An 18,595-nucleotide genomic window follows, 5' to 3' on the forward strand; every position below is an offset into this window, starting at 1 on the left:
ACCGAGCCCACCGGGCGCTGCAAGCACAAGCGTCAATCGGCGGTGGGAATCGGCTGCGCCGTGGCCCGTTCGAGCGCGGCAACGGCGATCCGGTAATTGTACAGGGCCTGCACGTAACTGGCATCGGCGCTCGTGTACGAAGTCTGCGCATCGGTGAGTTCCAGGAAGGTGCCCACTCCCTGAGCGTAGCGCTCGCCGGCGAGGTCGAGATTTTCCCGCGCCCGCCGGAAGCCCTTCTCGGCGACGCGGATGCTCTCTCGAGCCTCTTGCAGTCTTACCAGGGCCTCACGCACCTCGAGTGCAATGTCCTGCCGGGTCACTTCGGCGCTGAAGCGGATGCTGTTCAGGGTCGCTTTGGCCTCGCCGATCTGCGCCGTGGTCAGCCCCCCGCTGAACAGCGACATGTTGACCGATGCGCCAACGTTCCAGGTGTCCTGCAGCGGGTAATCGGTGCCCGACCAGTTGTAGGTGGCGCTGCCGGTAACATTCGGCAGGTAGTCTTTGTACAGAGCGGCGATTTCGGCGAGTTTCGTGGCCTCCTGGGCGCGCAGGCTGAGCAACTCGCTCCGGCGATCGTAAGCCAGCGCGAGCGCCTGCGCCTCGTTCAGCTCGACCGGAGGGGTTTCGAGCGTGTCGACGATGTCGAATTCGACCGGTTCGGTCACCCCGAGGGCGTTGCGCAGCGTAACCTGAGCAAGCGCGACGGCGTTGCGCGCCGTGACCTGATTGAGCTCCCCGTTGGCCAGTTGCACTTCGGCCTGCGTGACGTCGAAGCGCGGCGCGAGACCGACGTTGAGCTTCTCCTGTGCGAGTTCGAGTTGCTTGCGGTTCTGCTCCACCGTCTCGTCCGCGACCACGAGGAGGCGGCGGGTGGCGAGAAGGTTGAAGAAGGACCGTTTGACATTGAGGACGACGGTCTCCCGCTGCGTCGCCTGATCGTAGGCCAGCGCATCGACCGAGGCGATAACCGCCTGGATGCCGTTGAGGACACGCCCGAAGTCGAACAGAACCTGACTGAGCGAAAAGCCGGTGGTGTAGAAGTCGAACGTGCGCACGGTGGCGGAGATGTCCGTGCCGGTGCCCGCCAGACCGCTGGTCTGACGTCGATTCGGCGAGAAGTTCGCCGATATCTGCGGCAAGTAGCCGGATACGGCCTGGCGGACACGCTGCTGACCGGCGTCGACGGTGGCGGCAGCGGCCTTTAGACTGGGATGGTTCACGAGGGCAATGGCGATACACTCGCGCAGAGTTCGCGGTGCAACAACCTCGGCAGGGGCCGGAAAGGCGACACCGGCCAGCACCAGTGCGACGGCAGCGCCACGGCGGCGGAACGCGCGGCCCCGCGCCCGAGGCACAGCCTCCGCCGTCGGCGGTGCGAAGCTGGGTCCGGGCGCCGCGATCGGCGCTCCGTGTTCCGGGCTCGATGTTCGGCGTGCGGCGATCCGGGCGGCTGTCTCGACCCGGTTCAGAACGACGCCCACCACGGTGCCGATTCGGGTTCGGCCCGTTCGACAAGGACATTGCGGGCCGTCAGCAGCGTGCCCTCGACCCGACGCATGCGGGCAAGGTCGCTGTTGTACTCGGTAAGGGCCTGAACCTCGCGGAACTGCGCGCGCGTCAAGCGTTCGAGGTAGTCGAGGAGATCTTTCGTCGTTGCCAGCCCGACTTCGTAACGGGCGTACTGGTTGCGGACGTTTTCTTCCTCCAACTCGCGGGCTATGCGCGTGGCGTCAATGGTCTTGAGATCGGTCAACAAATCGGTCACCGCCGTCTTGATCTCGAGGGTTACGCCCTCTTCGAGCCGTCGCAGCGCCAGCCGCGACTGCTCGAATCCTACGTTCGCCTGCGCGTAGTCGGCCTTGGCCTGCGCGTTGTCGATCGGCACTTCGATCACGGCGCCAACGCTGTAATTGTAGAAGCGGCCGTCGGGCAGCAGTTCGAGGGCACGGCCGTAACCGCCGATACCGATCGGGTTGGGCACCGCGAACGGTGTCGGCTCCGGCGGCGCCCCGGTACCCGAAAGGCCGTTCAGCCCGAGACCGCCGACGACGTTGACACGCGGCAGGAGCTGGTTCTCGGCAATCTTGCGCTGCAGCCCGACGCCGCGAACCTCGAGACGGGCGGCGACGATTTCGGGCCGCTGCTCTATGGCGGTCTTGAGACTGCGCCCGAGATCGATGTCGTACGGGACCACCATGGGAATATCCGCGGGATCGATGCGGATCAGGGCCTGATCGGTCGCGTCGGGGGCGTTGACGAGCGCGCGGAGCACGTCACGGGTGTTGGCTACGGCGTTCTGCACGAGCAGGAGATTGGCCTCGCGGCGGGCCACCTCGGCACGCGCCTCGAGCACCGCAGTCTGCGGCAGGGCACCGACCTTGAACTTACCCTCGTTCTGCCGCTGCAACTCGCGAGCCAGCGCCAGACCCTGCTCTTCCACCTTGACGCTCTGTTGCGCGAGCACAAGGTTCCAGTATGCCTCTTCGACGCGGGCGATAACGTCGGCGATGCTGGCAAGGTAGCGGTAGTAGTCCGTCTGTTCGGTGTTCTGGGCGATCTCGACCCGCAACAGCGAGTAACCCCAACCGAAATCCCGCAGCAGCGGTTGATTGAGGGAGAGGCCGAGGGTGGTGAGATACTCCGGCTCGTACTGATTGAGCACGGACGGATTTGCCTTGTTGCGGTTGTTCCGCCAGGCGACGGAAACCTGCCCGCCGGTGAGCAGAAGCTTGCGCAATCCGATGCCGCCGCCGAAGTTGTCGTTGAACTGCGTGGAAGCGCCGCCCGACGTGAATACGCTGATGCTCTGCGCGAGCTGGACACTGCGGTCGCGCGTCAGATCGGCGAACAGTGCCGGATCGAATATTGCCCGCGCCCGCCGCACCCCGGCCGCGGCGTTGACCGGCGCGAGGCGTCGGATCTGCAGGTCGGTGTTGTTCTTGAGGGCCAGCGCGACGCACTCCTGGAGCGAGGTCACCTGCAGCGGCCCAATGTCGGTGAGCAGTCCGTAACCCCGATCGGATCGCTGCGCCTCCTGCACGGACTCGGGTACCGGATCGAGGGTCCATTGATCGGTAAACACGAACGGCAGCGAGGGCCGATCGTCGAGCAGCTTTGGCATCGCGGGGTTGGGAGCCGGCTTCTGGAACTCGGGGCCCGGCGGCACGGGCTGCGGCGTCGGCGTGGTCCGCCAGACCGGGGCGGGGGGCGGCTGGGCTGCAGACGGGCCGACGTTTCCGGCGAGGCCGGTGACAAGGACGATGGTCAGGAAGGTACTCGCACGCGCACTCATGCCTGTCTTCTCCTCTTTACGCCAACCGCGGCCTTAGCACGGCGGCAACGGTCGGTCACGCCCGGGTGAGGCCATTTCTTTTCCCGCTGCGCCACGGCCCGCCCGCCAATTGCAGCGCCGGGCGGCGCATGGCAACGTGGGGTAATTCCGGGAGGCACTTATGCGTAACGACTCACTGTCGATCACCGACAATCGAACCGGCAAGCGGTACGAGATCCCGATCAAAGAGGGGGCGATCAACGCCTCCGATCTGCGCCAGATTCGCGTCGACGCCGACGATTTCGGCCTGATGAGCTACGATCCGTCCTTCAACAACACGGCCTCGTGCCGCAGTGCGATCACCTTCATCGACGGCGACAAGGGCATTCTGCGCTACCGCGGCTACCCGATCGAGCAACTGGCCGAGGAAAGTTCCTTTCTCGAAGTCGCCTACTTGATCGTCAAGGGCGAACTGCCGGCGCCGTCGAATCTCAAGAGCTTCGTGCACAACATCACGATGCACACGATCATCCACGAGAACATCAAGAAATTCATCGACGGCTTCCACTACGACGCCCATCCCATGGGCATCCTCGTCAGCACCGTCGGGGCGCTGTCCACCTTCTATCCCGACGCCAAGCGCCTTTTCGACCCGGAATCGCGCAAGATCCAGACGCACCGGCTGATCGCCAAGATGCCGACGCTGGCCGCATTCGCATATCGGCACTCGATGGGCATGCCGTACGCCTACCCGGACAACGACCTCAGCTACGCCGGCAACTTCCTCAACATGATGTTCAAGAAGACCGAGCTGAAGTACAAACCGAACCCCGTCCTCGAGAAGGCCCTCGACGTGCTGTTCATTCTGCACGCCGATCACGAACAGAACTGCTCGACGCACGCCATGCGCGTCGTCGGCAGCTCGCAATCCGACCCCTTCTCGGCGGTGGCCGCCGCCACGGCGGCGCTCTACGGCCCGTTACACGGCGGCGCCAACGAGCAGGTGGTGCGGATGCTCACAGAAATCGGCCATACCGACCGAATTCCGGCATACATCGCGGGCGTGAAGGGCGGCGATCACCGGCTGATGGGCTTCGGTCATCGCATCTACAAGAACTACGATCCGCGGGCCAAAATCATCAAACGCATCGCTCACGAGGTGTTCGAGGTCACCGGCCGCAGCCCGTTGATCGATATCGCCATCGAACTCGAGCGCATCGCGCTGGAGGACGACTACTTCGTAACGCGCCGGCTTTACCCCAACGTCGATTTCTACTCGGGGATCATCTATCAGGCGATGGGCTTTCCGCTCGACATGTACCCCGTGCTGTTCGCAATCGGCCGCACCCCGGGCTGGGTGTCACAGTGGCAGGAGATGCTGCTCGACAAGGATCAGAAGATCTCGCGACCGCGGCAGCTTTACGTCGGCGCGCCGGCCCGCAACTACGTTCCGGTCGAGCGGCGCGGCGATGACACCGCCGACGCACGGGAGGCGCAAAATTGAGGCGGCAGCGGGGAGCCCGCGAACGATCCTGACCCTCAAGCCCGGCCGCGAGCGTCCGCTGCGCCTCGGCCATCCGTGGGTATTCGCGGGCGCCTTCGCCGATCTCCCCGCCGACACGCCGGCCGGCGCGATCGTCGACGTCCATGCGGCCGACGGGACGTTCTGCGGCCGCGGCTACGCCAACCCGCGCTGCACCATCGCCGTCCGACTGTTAACCCGCCACGACGAGACCATCGACGCCGCCTTCGTCCGCCACCGTATCGAGGCCGCCCTCGCGCTCCGGCGCTCGGTCGTTCCGCCCGGAACCGATGCCTACCGACTGCTCAACGGCGAAGGCGACTTCCTGCCCGGCATCGTTGTCGACGTCTACGGACGTGTCGCCGTCCTGCAGTGCCTGACTGCCGGCGCCGACGCTCTCAAGCCGTGGCTGCTCGCGGCGCTGCAGGCGACGCTAGCTCCGGACGGGGTCTGGGAACGCAGCACGGGAGCGGTTCGCCATGAAGAAGGTCTGGAGGCCGCCGCCGGATGCGTGCTTGGCACCGTGCCCGACGAGGACCTCTGGATAGTCGAATGCGGCCACCGCTTCGCCGTCGATATTCGGCACGGGCAGAAGACCGGCTTCTTCCTCGATCAGCGCGACAACCGGATGCTGGTCGCCCGCCTGGCATCCGGGCGCCGCGTGCTGAACGCGTTCGCGTACACCGGAGCGTTCGGCGTGTACGCCGCTGCCGGCGGGGCAGCACATGTCGTCGCGGTCGAGACCTCCGTTCGTTCCCTGGAGACGGCGCGCCGCAACTGGGAGGCCAACGGCCTACCGGCCGGCGCGGGCGATCTGGTTCACGGAGACACCTTCGAGTACCTGCGCGACACCGCCGGCGACTTCGACCTGATGGTACTCGACCCGCCCGCGCTCGTGAAGCGCCGCGGCGACCTCGAGCGCGGCATCAGGAAGTACCGCGAGCTGCACCGCGCCGCCTTCCGCCGCACCGCACCAGGAGCCCTGGTATTCACGTTCAGTTGCTCGCAGCACGTCAGTCTCGACGCCTTCCGCGGCGCCGTTCATGCCGGCGCCGCCACAGCCGGCCGCCCCGTGCAGGTCCTCCAACACCTCGGGCCGGGCGCCGACCATCCGATCGATCTGGCCCACGACGAGGGGGGATACCTGAAGGGATTGCTGCTGCGGGTTGGGGGGTGACGGCCCGGGGGCGTGGGGGCTTGTTAAGTTACTGGACAAGGAGAGTTAACTTTACTATTTTCGGTGCGGATGGCGGTGCCGGTGCAGGAGTGGCCCATGGCGGATCGGCCGCGCGAGAAGTTGCTCGCGCATGGACCGGGCGCGCTCACGGACGCGGAATTGCTGGCGGTGGTGCTGGGGACGGCAGGCCGCGACACGGGGGTACTCGACCGCGCGCGGGCGCTGGTGCGGGCGTTCGGGGATCTGCGCCGTCTGGGGTCGGCCGGGGTCGGGGAGCTGCGTGCGGCGGCGGGGGTTGGGCGCGGGCAGGCTGCACGGTTGGTCGCGGCGCTGGAGATCGCGCGGCGCCACGGCGAGTGCACGTTCGAGCCGGGAATGCCGTTTCGCGGCAGTGCGGACGTCTACGCTCACTTCCGCGAGCGCCTCGGGGCGGAGCGCCGGGAGCATTTCTACGCCGTTCTGCTCGATCAGAAGCACCGCAAGATCCGTGACGTTCCCGTCTCGCTCGGGTCGCTGACGGCGAGCGTGGTGCACCCGCGCGACGTCTTCGCCTCGGTCGTGCGCGAAGCGGCCGCGGCGGTGATCTTCGTCCACAATCACCCGAGCGGCGATCCGACTCCGAGTCCGGAAGACATCGCCCTCACGCGCCGCCTGCGCGAGGTGGGGGATCTCGTCGGCGTGCGCGTCCTCGATCACATCGTCATCGGCAAGGGACGGTACGTCAGTTTTGTGGACGAGGGGTATTGGTGAGGTCTTGGGGTCTTGGGGTCTTGGGGTCTTGGGGTCTTGGGGTCTTGGGGTCTTGGGGTCTTGGGGTCTTGGGGGGCTGAGGGGGCTGTTGCTAGGAAAGGCTTGGACGGATGAGAGATCATCGGAAGTTGGTGGCGTTTCAGTTGGCGGATGGCCTGGTGGAGGCGGTATACAGGGCGACCAGCGCATTTCCGCGCGGCGAGATGTTCGGGATCGCGGCGCAAATGCGGCGATGTGCGGTTTCAGTTCCGGCAAACATCGTCGAAGGCTGTGCGCGGGAAACTCAACGCGAATGCGTGCGGTTCTTCGGCATCTCCTTCGGGTCGGTACGGGAGTTGGGCTATTTCATCGAGCTGGCCGCACGGCTCGGTTATCTCGACGATGCGGTTGCCGCGGACTTACTGACAACTCAGGGGCGAGTGGCGGCCGCGCTCGCCGCGCTGAGCCGGGCGTTGCGCTCATGACTCCGCCCGGTTCCTCGACGCGACCCTCTGGCCCGCCCCGTCCTCCAACCCCAGCCCCTCAAGACCCCAAGACCTCAAGACCCCAAGACCCCAGGACCCCAGGACCCCAAGACCCCAAGACCCCAAGACCTCAGGCCCCCAGGCCCCCAAGAAACCGACGCACCGCCGCCACGAACGCTTCCGGGTTGTCTCCCATGACGGAATGGCCCGCGCCGGGGATCGACACCAGCTCGCTGCCGGGAATCGCCGCCTGGAGTCGTGCCGCGCTCTCGGCCGACAGGATGTCGCTTTCGCCGCCCTTGAGAATCAGGGTCGGGCACGCGAGTGCGCGCACGTCGTCCCAGAGGTTGTGGAGCGCGCTGGCCTCGAAGCGGCGGTCGCCCGAGCGCAGGTACTTGTCGTACTTCCAGGTCCACTTGCCGTTCGGCAGTTGCTTCAGGTTGTGGGTGAGGCGGCTGCGGATATTCTCCGGCGAGCGGCGCGGGTTGAACTGATGTGCGCGTTCGACAAAGGCTTCGAAACTGTCGAGTTCGTCGGCGGCCTGAATGAAGCTGCGAATGCTCTCGACGCCACTGGGTTGGATCTCGGGGCTGACGTCGACGATGACCAGGGCGCGCACCCGTGCGGGATGCCGCGCGGTGAAGGTGATGGCGTTGATCCCGCCCATCGACATGCCGGCGAGCAGGAACTGCGACAGACCGAGCGCGTCGGCAACGGCGGCGATATCGGCCGCCTGAGTGATGCGGCTGTAATCGCCGTCGGGGGCCCAGTCGCTGTCGCCGTGGCCACGCTGATCGAGGCAGATGACCCGGTAATCGGCGGCAAGGTCGGCGGCCACTTCGTCCCAACTATGCGCCGTTTGCGTAATGCCGTGGAGGCAGAGAAGAGGCGGCGCACCGGCCGCACCCCACTCGACGCAATGGAAGCGCAGCCCACGTGCGGTAACGAAGGCGTCCTGCGGTGTCGGCATACGGTCTCCCTGGCGCGGGCTTCGCCCGCAACCCATTGCGGATTGCGGAATGCGGATTGCGGAACTCATGAATGCGTCGTCCGCAATCCGAAATCCGCATTCCTAAATTCTTCGCACCATGCGACGAACTCGCGAACTAGTAGCTCCGATTGCGCGACCGGTGGCTAACACGGGGGCGGGGTATGGACAAGGAGGCGGCGCTGTACGCGCTGATGCTGTCGGAATTGCCGCACGTGGGCGAGCGATTGGCAGACCGAATCCTGAGTTGCAACCGCGAGCGCGGCCACGGCCTGGCGACGTTCTTTCGCTTGCCGCCGGCTGTCCTGCGCGAAGTCTACCGTTTGCCCGCCGACACGGTCGCCCACCTCGACGTCGGGATGGAGGCGCACCGTGCACGGTGCGGTTGGTTGCTCGGTCGCCTGACCGTGGCCGGCGGTGACGCCTGGTGCGCCGGCGACGCCGCGTATCCACGCCGGCTCGCGCGCCGGCTCCGGCCACCTCCGCCGGTACTGTACACGGTCGGAGCGCCGGATCTCCTCGAGCGGCCGACGCTGACCGTTCTGAGCTCGCGCATGCTGAGCGAACACACGGTGCCGGCGACCGCGGCCGTGGCCGAGGCTGCGGCGGCGCAAGGCTTCACGCTGGCCGGCGGCGGGATGAAGGCGTCGTACCGCGTAGCGTCCGTGGCCGCACGGGCGGCGGGAGCGGCGCGGGTTATCGTCCTCGACCGCGGACTGTTTGCCACTTTCGGCGCACGGGCCGACCGTGACCCGTCGGGGTTCGGCCCCGGACGCGCCGCGCTGGACGTCAACCGCACGCTGGTCGTGTCGCCGTTTCGACTCGGCGATCATGCATCGCCGCGCAGCGGACAACGGCGCGACGAGTTGGTGGCAGCGCTGGCCGACGTCGTCGTCGCCGTACACGCGCAGCCCGGAGGCCAGATCGAACGCGTGTGCCTGGCCGCACTCGATCGCGGCCAGTCGGTGCTGTCGTGGTACGGAGAGAACGCCGGTCTCGTCGCCGCGGGAGCCACGGCCATTACGGAGGCGGATCTGCCGGAGCTGGGTCGTTTCGTCAGTTCGGTGCCGGAATGAGCCGCCGGCGCTCGATTCGGTTGCCGGGGTACGACTACTCTCTCCCGGGTTCGTACTTCTTCACCGTCTGTCCTCAGGACCGAGCGTGTCTGTTCGGCGAGGTGCTGGGGGACGGGATGGGACTGACCGATGCGGGGCACATGGTGGCAGCAGTGTGGAAGGCGCTGCCGGAGCGGTTCCGCGGCGTCGATCTCGACGCGTTCGTTGTCATGCCCAACCATGTACACGGCATCATAACGATCGATAGGGGGAGGGAAGGCTGTAAGGTCGATCTTATGACTGAGTCTATTCGCAACCGGTTCGGCGCCTGCAGACACGGGAGGATGGCCGCCATCCTGCTCGTCATCGGTCTGCTGGGGGCAGCGACGCGCACTGTCGCCGCCGAATCCGCCACGCCGGCACGCCGTCCTGCACCCATCGCCGTCGAGAGCCTGCGCTGGGCGAGTCCCCCGGGGATGTCCGGAGTCGAGGCCGCGTGGGCGATCGGGTCCGAGCGGGAGTCGGGCCCCTACGTGCTGCGCGTGCGACTGGCGTCGGGAACCCGCGTACCGCCGCACACGCACCCCGACGTGCGCGTGACGACAGTCCTTTCGGGCACCCTGTACGTCGGCTTCGGCGATCGCTTCGAGGAGGGCAACGTCGTTGCGGTCCCGACGGGCGCTGTGTACGTTGCGCCGGCCGGGGTGCCGCATTTCCTCTGGGCCAGAGACGGCGATGTCTTCTACCAGGAGAACGGCACGGGGCCGACCGGAACGGCCATGCTGGCTCACTGAACGGAGGGAACGACCGATGTCAGCACGGATCGACAATCCGCCGACCTTCTGGTTCCGATGGCTCGTGGTCGCCACCATTGGCGTGACGGTGTTTGGGGCGAGCATGATGTTGGCCCCAGGGCTGATCCGTGCCGCGTTTGGGTTGCTCACTTACGGTTCGACCGACGCGCTGGAAGCCTTTGGACCCGAGGCCGCCGCGTACATCTCTTTTGCGCACGGGATCATTGGCGCGGTGATGGTCGGGTGGGGCGTGGCGCTTCTGTTCGTCATCCTCGGCCCGTTCCGGCGCGGTTCGCGCGAGGCGTGGTTGACAGTGGCCGTGTCGCTTGCGGCCTGGTTCGTACCGGACACCATCTTCTCGGTGTGGACCGGCTTCTGGCCGAACGCGATCCTGAACGCCTCGCTGGCCGTCGTGTTTCTTATCCCGCTCGCGGCGACTTACGGCGGCATGGATCGCCGCTGATCTCGACTCCCTTCCGCGCCACCTGCCGTCCGCCCTACGCCGGGCAGCCCATGACCGCCTTTACTTCGAGGAACTCCTCGAAGCCGTACTCGCCCCATTCGCGGCCGTTGCCGGATTGCTTGTAGCCGCCGAATGGGGCGGAGAAATCCGGGCCCGCCCCGTTGATGTGGACGTTGCCAGCGCGCAAACGCGCCGCGACGCGCAGGGCCCGCTCCGGATCGCCGGACGACACGTACGCGGACAAACCGTACGGCGTATCGTTGGCGATGCGGATTGCGTCCTCCTCACTATCGTACGGCAGGATCGACAGCACCGGCCCGAAGATCTCCTCGCGCGCGATGGTCATGTCGTTGCGCACGTTCGCGAACACCGTCGGGCGCACGTAGTAGCCTTTCGTCAGACCCGCGGGCAGGCCCGGCCCGCCCGTCACTAACTCCGCACCGTCGTCGATGCCGGCCTGGATCAGCCGCTGAATCTTGTCGAACTGCGCCTGGCTGACCACCGGGCCGATCGTCGTGCCGTCCGCCTGCGGGTCGCCCACGACCGCCTTCTCCGCCGCCGCTCTGGCAACCGCCACCGCCTCGGCGAGCCGCGCCCGCGGCACCAGCATACGCGTCGGTGCGTTGCACGACTGACCGCTGTTGGTGAAGCAGCTCCGCACGCCACCCTCGACCGCGCGCTTCAGGTCGGCGTCGTCGAGAACGATGTTCGCCGACTTGCCGCCCAGTTCCTGAGCGACGCGCTTGACCGTGTCGGCGGCCGCCTTCGCGACCAGCACGCCGGCGCGGGTCGAGCCCGTGAACGACACCATATCGATGCGCGGATGGGCGGCGATGGCCGCACCGACGGTCGGACCGTCGCCGTTGACCAGGTTGAACACCCCCGGCGGTACGCCGGCCGCGTGCACGATCTCCGCAAACAAGATCGCATCGAGCGGCGCGATTTCGCTCGGCTTGAGCACCATCGTGCAACCCGCCGCCAGCGCCGGCGCGACCTTGCAAGCGATCTGATTGATCGGCCAGTTCCACGGCGTGATGAACCCGCACACCCCGATCGGCTCCCTGACGATGCGGGTCTTGCCCTTCTGGTGCACGAACTCGTACGAGCCGAGCACCTCGATCGCCTGTTTGAAGTGAGCGAGTCCGGCCGGCGCATGCGCCGCATTCGCCAGGAACTTCGGCGCGCCCATTTCGAGCGAAATCGTGCGCGCGATTTCGTCGAGGCGCGCCTCGTAGGCGGTGACGATGCGCTGCAAGAGAGCGAGCCGTTCCTCCCGCGAGGTCCGGCCGAAGGACTCGAAGGCCGCTGCGGCCGCGGTGACCGCCCGGTCGACGTCCGCCGCACTGCCCAGACTGATCCGGCCGATCACCGCCTCGGTTGCCGGGTCGCTGACGTCCATCGTCTTCGGCGTGACCGGCGGAACCCACTCTCCGTTGATGTAGAACTTCAGGCACTCCTGCATGGCGCGCTCCTCGTTGGTTGTCGTTCGGCGTCAGAATGACCGCGACGCCCTCGGGCGGCATCGCGGTTTCAAGGTGACGCGCGCACCGATCGGCGTCAAGCCGGTACGGAGTGCCCGCGGGCAGGTTGAGCTAGCCGGGCCGTCGGGGCAAGGTATGCGCCGATGGCTCGAACTCCATCGACTCCAGTCGAATCGGCGAGCTGGCGCGGACTGCCGGCGAGCGTCTGGGCGCTCGGCTTCGGCTCGTTGTTCATGGACATGTCGTCGGAGCTGATTCACAGCCTTTTGCCGGTGTTCATGTCGGCAGTGCTCGGGGCGTCGATGGTGACCATAGGACTTGTCGAAGGGGTCGCCGAGGCGACGGCGGCAATCACGAAGGTGTTCTCGGGGGCGCTGAGCGACTATCTCGGCAAGCGCAAGTTGCTGCTCGTGCTGGGTTACGGTCTGGCCGCCGCTACCAAACCGGTCTTTCCCCTGGCCACCTCTGTCGGTTGGGTGTTCGCGGCGCGCTTTATCGACCGCGTGGGCAAGGGCATCCGGGGGGCGCCGCGCGATGCACTGGTTGCCGACCTGACGCCGGCGGCCCTGCGCGGGGCGGCATACGGGCTGCGCCAGGCCCTCGATTCCGTCGGCGCCGTGCTCGGTCCGCTGCTGGCTCTGGTTCTAATGGCGAGGCTGGCCGGAAACATCGCCGCTGTGATGTGGGTAGCCGTCGTGCCCGCCCTCGTCACGGTAGCTCTGCTGATCGGTTTCGTGCGCGACCCGGATCATGGGAGCGACGAGGGTGCCGCCCGTGCCCCCGTCAGTCTCGCCGATGCGCGGCGGTTGTCGGGCCGGTACTGGCGGGTCGTGCTGGTCGGCGCCGTTTTCACGCTGGCTCGGTTCAGCGAAGCCTTTCTGGTCCTGCGCGCTCAGGATGTCGGGTTATCGCTGGCCTACGTGCCGGCGGTCCTCATCGTGATGAACGTCGCCTACGCCGGGGTGGCCTACCCGGCGGGAGCCGCGGCCGACCGTATGAGTCGGCGCCGGCTGTTGCTGATCGGTCTGGCACTGCTGATTGCTGCCGACATCGCGCTGGCGGCTGCGGACGCGCCGTGGCTGGCGTTCGTCGGCGCCGCACTCTGGGGTCTGCACATGGCGTTCACGCAAGGCTTGTTCGCCAAGCTCGTTGCCGACACGGCTCCGGGCGACCTGCGCGGCTCGGCCTTCGGGATCTTCAATCTGGTCAGTGGCGTCGCGCTGTTACTCGCCAGCGTGCTGGCCGGCTGGCTGTGGACCGCCGTGGGCGCGCCGGCGACGTTCGTTGCCGGGGCGGCTTTCGGCGCCGTGGCGGCGCTCGGCCTCATAGCGCATCGTACCGGCCGGCAACGTCGCCACCCCGGCGGTAGGCCACCGCCCACCGACAGTTACTTGCCTCCGACGCAAACGTGACGCCTGACCGGTGCGCCGCGCGACGTGCGCGCACAGTGGATTCGGGTGCTTCCGGTGGCATAGCAGATGCACTTACACGCCCGGCACGACGTGGCGGGCACTTGCACAGCGGCGGCGAGTCGATCATGGATTGGACGCTCACCTTCAGAGATGCAATGCGACATGTCCGGTATTGCGGCATGGCCAGTAGCGGGCGGTGTTGCCCCGGGAGGTGGCCTGCGATCTCAGATCCTCGACGGCGGCGGCTGTTGGGCATCCATCCTCCGCCGCCCTTCCACCGTAGCCGCGGGCCGGGGGTCTCAGGCCGGTAGCGGACATGTTCACCCCCGACCCGACCGAGCTGCGCGCGCAGGCGCGCGCCGCAATCGATTCGCGCATCTCGCAGCGTCTCCCGACCGCGATGTTCGTCGTGGTGATCTGCAGCCTGGCCTTCACCGTCGAGGACTTCTGGCTGCAACCGCCGGAGCTACCCACGTTGCTGGTCATAAAGGCCGTGCAGCTTGCCATCGTTCTGCCGCTATTCTTGCTCATGCGCCTGCCGATCGGTCGCCGCTACCCGTCGTCGCTCGCGCTCATCGGCATCAGCGCAGTGATCGTTACGACGGCGGCTCTCGGCATCACGCGCGGGGAAACCGTAGCCGCACGGACCGTCATCATTCTCCTGACCATCGCCACGCCGGCGGTGCTGCCGTGGGGCATTGCCCCGCAGCTCGTCACCGCAGCCATCGCGGCGCTCGCTATTGCCTGGAACTCCTACGGCGTGGCCGGCAACTTCGATTCGATTACCGGCTATATCGGCGTCGGCACCACGGTGGTGTTCCTCGGCTCGGTATACGTGGCCTACGAGTTCGAGCGCTACCGGCTGGACATCGAGCAGCACAACATCGTCCTGTCCGGCTACCAGGACGTCGTCGAGAGCGCCACCGATCTGATCCAGTGCGTCCGCCCTGACGGTTCATTCGCCTACGTGAACCGCGCCTGGCGGGAGGCCCTCGGTTACTCGGAAGACGAAGTCCGGCGGTTGACCGTTGCCGACGTCTTGCATCCCGACAGCGCCGGGCATTGCTCGCTCGTGTTCGGTCGTTTGATGGCGGGGGAGTCCGTCGGGCCGATCGAAGCCAGGTTCCTGACCAGGAGCGGCCGCACGATCGACGTCGAGGGTACCGCGAGCTGCGCCAGGGTAAACGGGCAGCCGATCGGCTGCCGGGCATTGTTCCACGACGTCACCGAGCGCCGGCGCATGGAGGCGGCACTGCGGCAGAGCGAACGTCACTTCCGGTCGCTCATCGAGCACGCCTCCGACCTGATCACCGTCGTCGATCTCGACGGGACCATCCGCTATCAGAGTCCCTCGGCGGCACGTATTATCGGCTATGATGCGGAAGCTCTGATCGGCAAGAACGTCTTCGAACAGGTACACCCGGACGACCAGGCCGACGCAGCCGCAGGCTTTGTCCGCCGCATCAAGCAGGTGGGCGACGAAGAGCCACTGTCGATCCGCATCCGCCACCGGGACGGATCGTGGCGGGTGCTCGCTACTCTGGCGACGCCGCTCCCCGAGGAGTCGGGCGTCGGAGCCGCGGTCATCAACTCGCGCGACGTGACCGACGCCCTCGCCTCCGAACGGGCGCTGCGCGAGAGCGAGGAGCGACACCGTCTGGTATCGGAGTTGATGTCGGATGCGGCCTTCGCCTTCCGCGTCACCCCCGACGGACGCTTCCGGTCGGAATGGGGCATTGGCGCGCTCGATCGGATCACCGGGTACACGCCGGAGGAGATCGCCGATCTGCCCTTGTCCGCCTATGTCTACCCCGAGGACTTCCCGCAAGTCCGCGCCGCCCTGGATTGCATCCTCGCCGGCGAACCCGGGGTGGGGGAATGCCGGATTTCGTGCAAGAGCGGCGAGAAGCGCTGGACCCGCTACTACGCCCGGCCGGTTTCGAGGACTGCCGAGGGCTTCCGCTTTGTCGTGGCGGTCCAGGACATCACGGCCCGCAAGCGCGCCGAGGAGGACGAGCGGCGCGCCCGGGAAGCGGCGGAGGCGGCCAACCGCGCCAAAGGCGAGTTCCTCGCCAACGTCAGCCACGAGATCCGCACGCCGATGAACGGCATCATCGGAATGACCGACCTTGCCCTGGAAACGACGCTGACACCCGAGCAGCGCGAGTACCTCGGTCTGGTCAAGGACTCAGCGGAGTCGATGCTCATCCTGCTCAACGATTTGCTCGACTTCTCGAAGATCGAGGCCGGCAAGTTGCAGCTCGAGCCGGAGCCGTTCGGCCTCCACGCCCGGTTGGCCGATATGCTCAAGGCCCTGGCGTTGCGGGCGCGCGAGAAGGGTCTCGTGTTCGAGTGCCGCGTGGCACCCGAGGTACCGGAGGTGCTGATCGCCGACCCCGGGCGCCTGCGCCAGATCCTCGTCAACCTGGTCGCCAACGCGGTCAAGTTCACCGACCGCGGCGGCCTCAGCGTCGAACTGGAAGCGCGCCGACTGGGCGTCGGCGGCATCCAGGAAGGCCGTGCAACGAAGAACGAGGGACGACCGGCCAGCGAGGTTGCGTGCGTCGAGTTGCACTTCACCGTGCGCGATACGGGCATCGGCATCCCGGCCGACAAGCGGACGAAGATCTTCGAAGCCTTCGAACAGGTCGACGGATCGACGACGCGCAAGTATGGCGGCACCGGACTCGGGCTGGCGATCTGTTCGGAGCTGGTGGCAATGATGGGAGGGCGGATCTGGGTGGAAAGCGAGGTCGGTGTCGGCAGTGCGTTTCATTTCACCGCTCGTGCCGAAGCCGCACCCGCGCCGGCGGTCGCCGCGCCCGCCGCGTGCCCGGCGCCGCCGGCACCGCAACCTGCCCGTTGCCGGCGTTCTCTGCGCGTGCTCCTGGCCGAGGACAACCCGGTCAACCAGCGCCTGGCGTTACGTCTCCTGGAACGACAGGGACATTCGGTGGTGGTTGCCGGCGACGGCAAGGCCGTCGTGGAGGCCTGGGAGCGCGAACAGTTCGACGTGATTCTGATGGACGTCCAGATGCCGGAAATGGACGGCCTGCAAGCCACGGTGGCAATCCGTGTGCGCGAAGGGCAAGCGTGCGGCGAGTCGGCGGGCGCCGACAACGGCAGCCAGCCGCAGAGTTCCTCCGGCCATACGCAGATCGTGGCCATGACCGCGCACGCCATGAAGGGCGACCGCGAGCGTTGCCTGGCCGCCGGCATGGACGACTACATCGCCAAGCCCATCAGGGCTCAGGAGCTGTTCGCAATTCTCGATCGCATTGCCGGGTCGAATCCGGGCCCGGCGGCGAGCGCCGATCTCAGGACGGCATGTCGGTGAGCTTTCGGGCGGAAATTCCCCGCCCGTCCATCCCGTCGCGCCCGCGTACGGGCTCCGTCGCAAGGGCAGAGCCGCGCTTCGAGCCCGGTTGAGGAAGGTGGCTGTTTTCCTTCCGACCGCCGTGCTAGACGCCTCGAATGGCCCGGTTCTGGATCGGCACCTCCGGTTACGGCGCGAAGGATTGGCGCGGCGTCTTCTACCCCGAGAACCTGCCGGAGGAAGAACTGCTCCGCTACTACAGCGAGCGATTTCCGACGGTCGAGTTCAGCGCCCCCTTCCACCGTATGCCCAACATCCGCACCGTACAGGGGTGGGCCAAAGAGAGTGCCGCCGATTTCGCCTTTTCCTTGAAGGCCCCGCGGCGCATCACACACGATCTCCAATTGCGCGATGCGGCGGATCCGCTGACCTCGTTCTGCGACACCGTCCGCGTGCTCAGGGACAAGCTCGGAGCGTTGCTCTTCCAGGTACCGCCCTTCGTGCGTAAGGACGTTTCGCGTCTCGAGGATTTCCTGCACCAGATGCCGCCGGGCTACCGGCCGGCGTTCGAGTTCCGCAATCCCGCCTGGCTTACGGACGACACCTTCGAGTGTCTGCGCCGATTCGACGTGGCGCTGTGCGTTGCCGAGCAAGCGGAGCAGGCGACGCCGTTCGAGGTGACGGCGCGTTTCGGCTACTTCCGGCTGCGCCGTCCGGATTACTCGGCGGCGGATCTGGAGCAATGGGCCGGTCGCCTGCTCGCGGCCGCCGCGCGCTGGGAAGACGTGTTCGTCTACTTCAAGCAGGAAACGCCGGGGCGGGCACCGCGGTTAGCCGAGCAGTTGCTGGGACTCGTCCACCCCGCGCCGGTGGATTCCCGACCCGCGCCGCGGCCCGTCGCTTCCGTCTGAAGGGGGCGGAGCGCGGATTACGCAGGCCGACCCGCACGGCGACGGGGACTGTCGAGATACCCACTCCCTCGGGTCGGTATCGTCATCGGGATCGCGACCGATCCCCCCGTGCCACGCCGAACTCGGTGCCCATGACCGACGCTCGTCCATGCCCCGATACCGATAGCGACACCGACCCCGGCCCCGCTCGACATCCGCGGGGGCAGCGCGGCGGCTGCGGGGACAGTCCGGTCATCCCCGCCGGCTCACCTCTTCGGTCGGCGCTACTCTCGCTCCAGGCGCTCGGCAATCCAGAGTTTGATGATCGACTGGCGCGTTACCCCGAGACGACGGGCTTCCTCGTCCAGAGAGTCCACCATCCACGCCGGGAAGTCGACGTTCACCCGCCTGGCTTCGCGTCCCGGCCTGCGTAGGCGTCCTACATCCAGATCTCCGATCACGTCTTCGCCGCGGTCGAACTTGCGGTCAAAGGTCTTCGCTTTCATAGATCTCCACCTCGGACGATCGAGGTCGTCGCACAGAAATGAACCGCACGACATCGTTGCGGTACGTGATGACCGCCGACCAATGTCTGTCGGCGACCTTTCCGACGACCAGAAACCGTGGCTCATCCTCGGTTCTCGCCGGTACCTCAACCCGCCGGCCGTCTTCCCACAGTCGCTGCGCCTGGAAGAAATCGATCCCGTGTTTCTTGCGGTTCGATTCGCTTTTCGCCGCATCGAACTCGAACCGCATGAATAGTAAATATGCCCTTTCTCGACCGGCGACAACACGCCCGATCTCAGGGGACGATGGGGGCGGTGCGCCGATTCGGACAACCCGTCCCCTGGGCGGGGGCGGGTTCGCAGGGTGACCGAGTCGGCGACGGGGACTGTCGAGATACCCACTCCCTCGGGTCGGTATCGTCATCGGGATCGCGATCGATCCCCCCGTGCCACGCCGAACTCGGTGCCCATGACCGACGCTCGTCCCTGCCCCGATACCGATAGCG

Annotated in this window: 16 protein-coding genes; 10 read left to right on the forward strand and 6 right to left on the reverse strand. The window is 66.9% G+C overall.

The annotated features are described in order from the left end of the window. Positions 1–32: 32 nt before the first annotated feature. Both L6Q96_06250 and L6Q96_06255 read right to left on the reverse strand, forming a co-directional pair. On the reverse strand, positions 33–1,355 hold the full coding sequence (locus tag L6Q96_06250; protein MCK6554173.1) for a TolC family protein: 1,323 nt from the start codon (positions 1,353–1,355) through the stop codon (positions 33–35). 110 nt (positions 1,356–1,465) lie between these two features. After that, a complete protein-coding gene (locus tag L6Q96_06255) occupies positions 1,466–3,292 on the reverse strand; it encodes a TolC family protein (GenBank protein ID MCK6554174.1) in 1,827 nt (608 codons plus the stop codon). Between the two features lie 160 nt (positions 3,293–3,452). Here L6Q96_06255 and L6Q96_06260 point away from each other — a divergent pair, with 160 nt between their 5' ends. From L6Q96_06260 to L6Q96_06275, 4 genes are all read left to right on the forward strand, one after another. Further along, positions 3,453–4,775, forward strand: coding sequence for a citrate synthase (locus L6Q96_06260; protein MCK6554175.1), 1,323 nt, complete (start codon positions 3,453–3,455; stop codon positions 4,773–4,775). Beyond that, positions 4,741–5,970, forward strand: a complete 1,230-nt coding sequence (locus L6Q96_06265; protein MCK6554176.1) for a class I SAM-dependent rRNA methyltransferase — start codon at positions 4,741–4,743, stop codon at positions 5,968–5,970. The genes L6Q96_06260 and L6Q96_06265 overlap by 35 nt, the downstream gene beginning before the upstream one ends. 69 nt (positions 5,971–6,039) lie before the next feature. Continuing rightward, positions 6,040–6,720: a DNA repair protein RadC gene (gene radC / locus L6Q96_06270; protein MCK6554177.1), complete on the forward strand. Its 681-nt coding sequence runs from the start codon at positions 6,040–6,042 to the stop codon at positions 6,718–6,720. Positions 6,721–6,830: 110 nt separating this feature from the next. Further along, positions 6,831–7,184, forward strand: coding sequence for a four helix bundle protein (locus tag L6Q96_06275; GenBank protein MCK6554178.1), 354 nt, complete (start codon positions 6,831–6,833; stop codon positions 7,182–7,184). A gap of 130 nt (positions 7,185–7,314) precedes the next feature. Here L6Q96_06275 and L6Q96_06280 read toward each other — a convergent pair whose 3' ends face one another. Continuing rightward, on the reverse strand, positions 7,315–8,154 hold the full coding sequence (locus tag L6Q96_06280) for an alpha/beta hydrolase (protein MCK6554179.1): 840 nt from the start codon (positions 8,152–8,154) through the stop codon (positions 7,315–7,317). A 182-nt stretch (positions 8,155–8,336) separates the two neighbouring features. On the opposite strand from L6Q96_06280, the gene L6Q96_06285 reads away from it, so the two are divergent. From L6Q96_06285 to L6Q96_06295, 3 genes are read left to right on the forward strand one after another with little or no spacing between them, the layout of a single operon-like run. Next, entirely contained in the window at positions 8,337–9,248 is a 912-nt protein-coding gene (locus L6Q96_06285; GenBank protein MCK6554180.1) for a DNA-processing protein DprA, read from the forward strand. Further along, on the forward strand, positions 9,245–10,021 hold the full coding sequence (locus tag L6Q96_06290) for a cupin domain-containing protein (GenBank protein MCK6554181.1): 777 nt from the start codon (positions 9,245–9,247) through the stop codon (positions 10,019–10,021). Before L6Q96_06285 ends, L6Q96_06290 begins: the two co-directional genes overlap by 4 nt. Before the next feature lie 16 nt (positions 10,022–10,037). After that, positions 10,038–10,484 (forward strand): hypothetical protein, encoded by a 447-nt coding sequence (locus tag L6Q96_06295; protein ID MCK6554182.1) that lies wholly within the window; start codon positions 10,038–10,040, stop codon positions 10,482–10,484. A 34-nt stretch (positions 10,485–10,518) separates the two neighbouring features. Here the strand turns inward: L6Q96_06295 and L6Q96_06300 are convergent, their stop codons facing one another. Beyond that, the gene (locus L6Q96_06300) at positions 10,519–11,946 is read right to left on the reverse strand and encodes an aldehyde dehydrogenase family protein (protein MCK6554183.1); all 1,428 of its coding nucleotides are present in this window, start codon (positions 11,944–11,946) and stop codon (positions 10,519–10,521) included. A gap of 162 nt (positions 11,947–12,108) precedes the next feature. On the opposite strand from L6Q96_06300, the gene L6Q96_06305 reads away from it, so the two are divergent. The 3 genes from L6Q96_06305 (at position 12,109) to L6Q96_06315 (ending at position 17,604) form a co-directional block, all read left to right on the forward strand. After that, positions 12,109–13,377 (forward strand): MFS transporter, encoded by a 1,269-nt coding sequence (locus L6Q96_06305; GenBank protein MCK6554184.1) that lies wholly within the window; start codon positions 12,109–12,111, stop codon positions 13,375–13,377. 316 nt (positions 13,378–13,693) lie between these two features. Then, positions 13,694–16,714: a PAS domain S-box protein gene (locus tag L6Q96_06310; GenBank protein ID MCK6554185.1), complete on the forward strand. Its 3,021-nt coding sequence runs from the start codon at positions 13,694–13,696 to the stop codon at positions 16,712–16,714. Between the two features lie 137 nt (positions 16,715–16,851). Next, entirely contained in the window at positions 16,852–17,604 is a 753-nt protein-coding gene (locus L6Q96_06315; GenBank protein MCK6554186.1) for a DUF72 domain-containing protein, read from the forward strand. A gap of 263 nt (positions 17,605–17,867) precedes the next feature. Here the strand turns inward: L6Q96_06315 and L6Q96_06320 are convergent, their stop codons facing one another. Then, entirely contained in the window at positions 17,868–18,089 is a 222-nt protein-coding gene (locus L6Q96_06320; GenBank protein MCK6554187.1) for a CopG family transcriptional regulator, read from the reverse strand. After that, a complete protein-coding gene (locus tag L6Q96_06325; GenBank protein MCK6554188.1) occupies positions 18,070–18,339 on the reverse strand; it encodes a BrnT family toxin in 270 nt (89 codons plus the stop codon). The genes L6Q96_06320 and L6Q96_06325 overlap by 20 nt, the downstream gene beginning before the upstream one ends. Between the last annotated feature and the right edge of the window lie 256 nt (positions 18,340–18,595).

Source organism: Candidatus Binatia bacterium, from assembly GCA_023150935.1.
Classification (GTDB): domain Bacteria; phylum Desulfobacterota; class Binatia; order HRBIN30; family HRBIN30; genus JAKLJW01.

What these genes read in the sequence shown, in the direction of transcription:
- L6Q96_06255 (MCK6554174.1), bottom strand. Translation starts at nt 3,292, where the DNA reads ATGAGTGCGCGTGCGAGTACCTTCCTGACCATCGTCCTTGTCACCGGC.
- L6Q96_06325 (MCK6554188.1), bottom strand. Translation starts at nt 18,339, where the DNA reads ATGCGGTTCGAGTTCGATGCGGCGAAAAGCGAATCGAACCGCAAGAAA.
- radC (MCK6554177.1), top strand. Translation starts at nt 6,040, where the DNA reads ATGGCGGTGCCGGTGCAGGAGTGGCCCATGGCGGATCGGCCGCGCGAG.
- L6Q96_06285 (MCK6554180.1), top strand. Translation starts at nt 8,337, where the DNA reads ATGGACAAGGAGGCGGCGCTGTACGCGCTGATGCTGTCGGAATTGCCG.
- L6Q96_06295 (MCK6554182.1), top strand. Translation starts at nt 10,038, where the DNA reads ATGTCAGCACGGATCGACAATCCGCCGACCTTCTGGTTCCGATGGCTC.
- L6Q96_06260 (MCK6554175.1), top strand. Translation starts at nt 3,453, where the DNA reads ATGCGTAACGACTCACTGTCGATCACCGACAATCGAACCGGCAAGCGG.
- L6Q96_06315 (MCK6554186.1), top strand. Translation starts at nt 16,852, where the DNA reads ATGGCCCGGTTCTGGATCGGCACCTCCGGTTACGGCGCGAAGGATTGG.
- L6Q96_06305 (MCK6554184.1), top strand. Translation starts at nt 12,109, where the DNA reads ATGGCTCGAACTCCATCGACTCCAGTCGAATCGGCGAGCTGGCGCGGA.
- L6Q96_06280 (MCK6554179.1), bottom strand. Translation starts at nt 8,154, where the DNA reads ATGCCGACACCGCAGGACGCCTTCGTTACCGCACGTGGGCTGCGCTTC.
- L6Q96_06320 (MCK6554187.1), bottom strand. Translation starts at nt 18,089, where the DNA reads ATGAAAGCGAAGACCTTTGACCGCAAGTTCGACCGCGGCGAAGACGTG.
- L6Q96_06265 (MCK6554176.1), top strand. Translation starts at nt 4,741, where the DNA reads ATGACACCGCCGACGCACGGGAGGCGCAAAATTGAGGCGGCAGCGGGG.
- L6Q96_06290 (MCK6554181.1), top strand. Translation starts at nt 9,245, where the DNA reads ATGAGCCGCCGGCGCTCGATTCGGTTGCCGGGGTACGACTACTCTCTC.
- L6Q96_06275 (MCK6554178.1), top strand. Translation starts at nt 6,831, where the DNA reads ATGAGAGATCATCGGAAGTTGGTGGCGTTTCAGTTGGCGGATGGCCTG.
- L6Q96_06300 (MCK6554183.1), bottom strand. Translation starts at nt 11,946, where the DNA reads ATGCAGGAGTGCCTGAAGTTCTACATCAACGGAGAGTGGGTTCCGCCG.
- L6Q96_06310 (MCK6554185.1), top strand. Translation starts at nt 13,694, where the DNA reads ATGTTCACCCCCGACCCGACCGAGCTGCGCGCGCAGGCGCGCGCCGCA.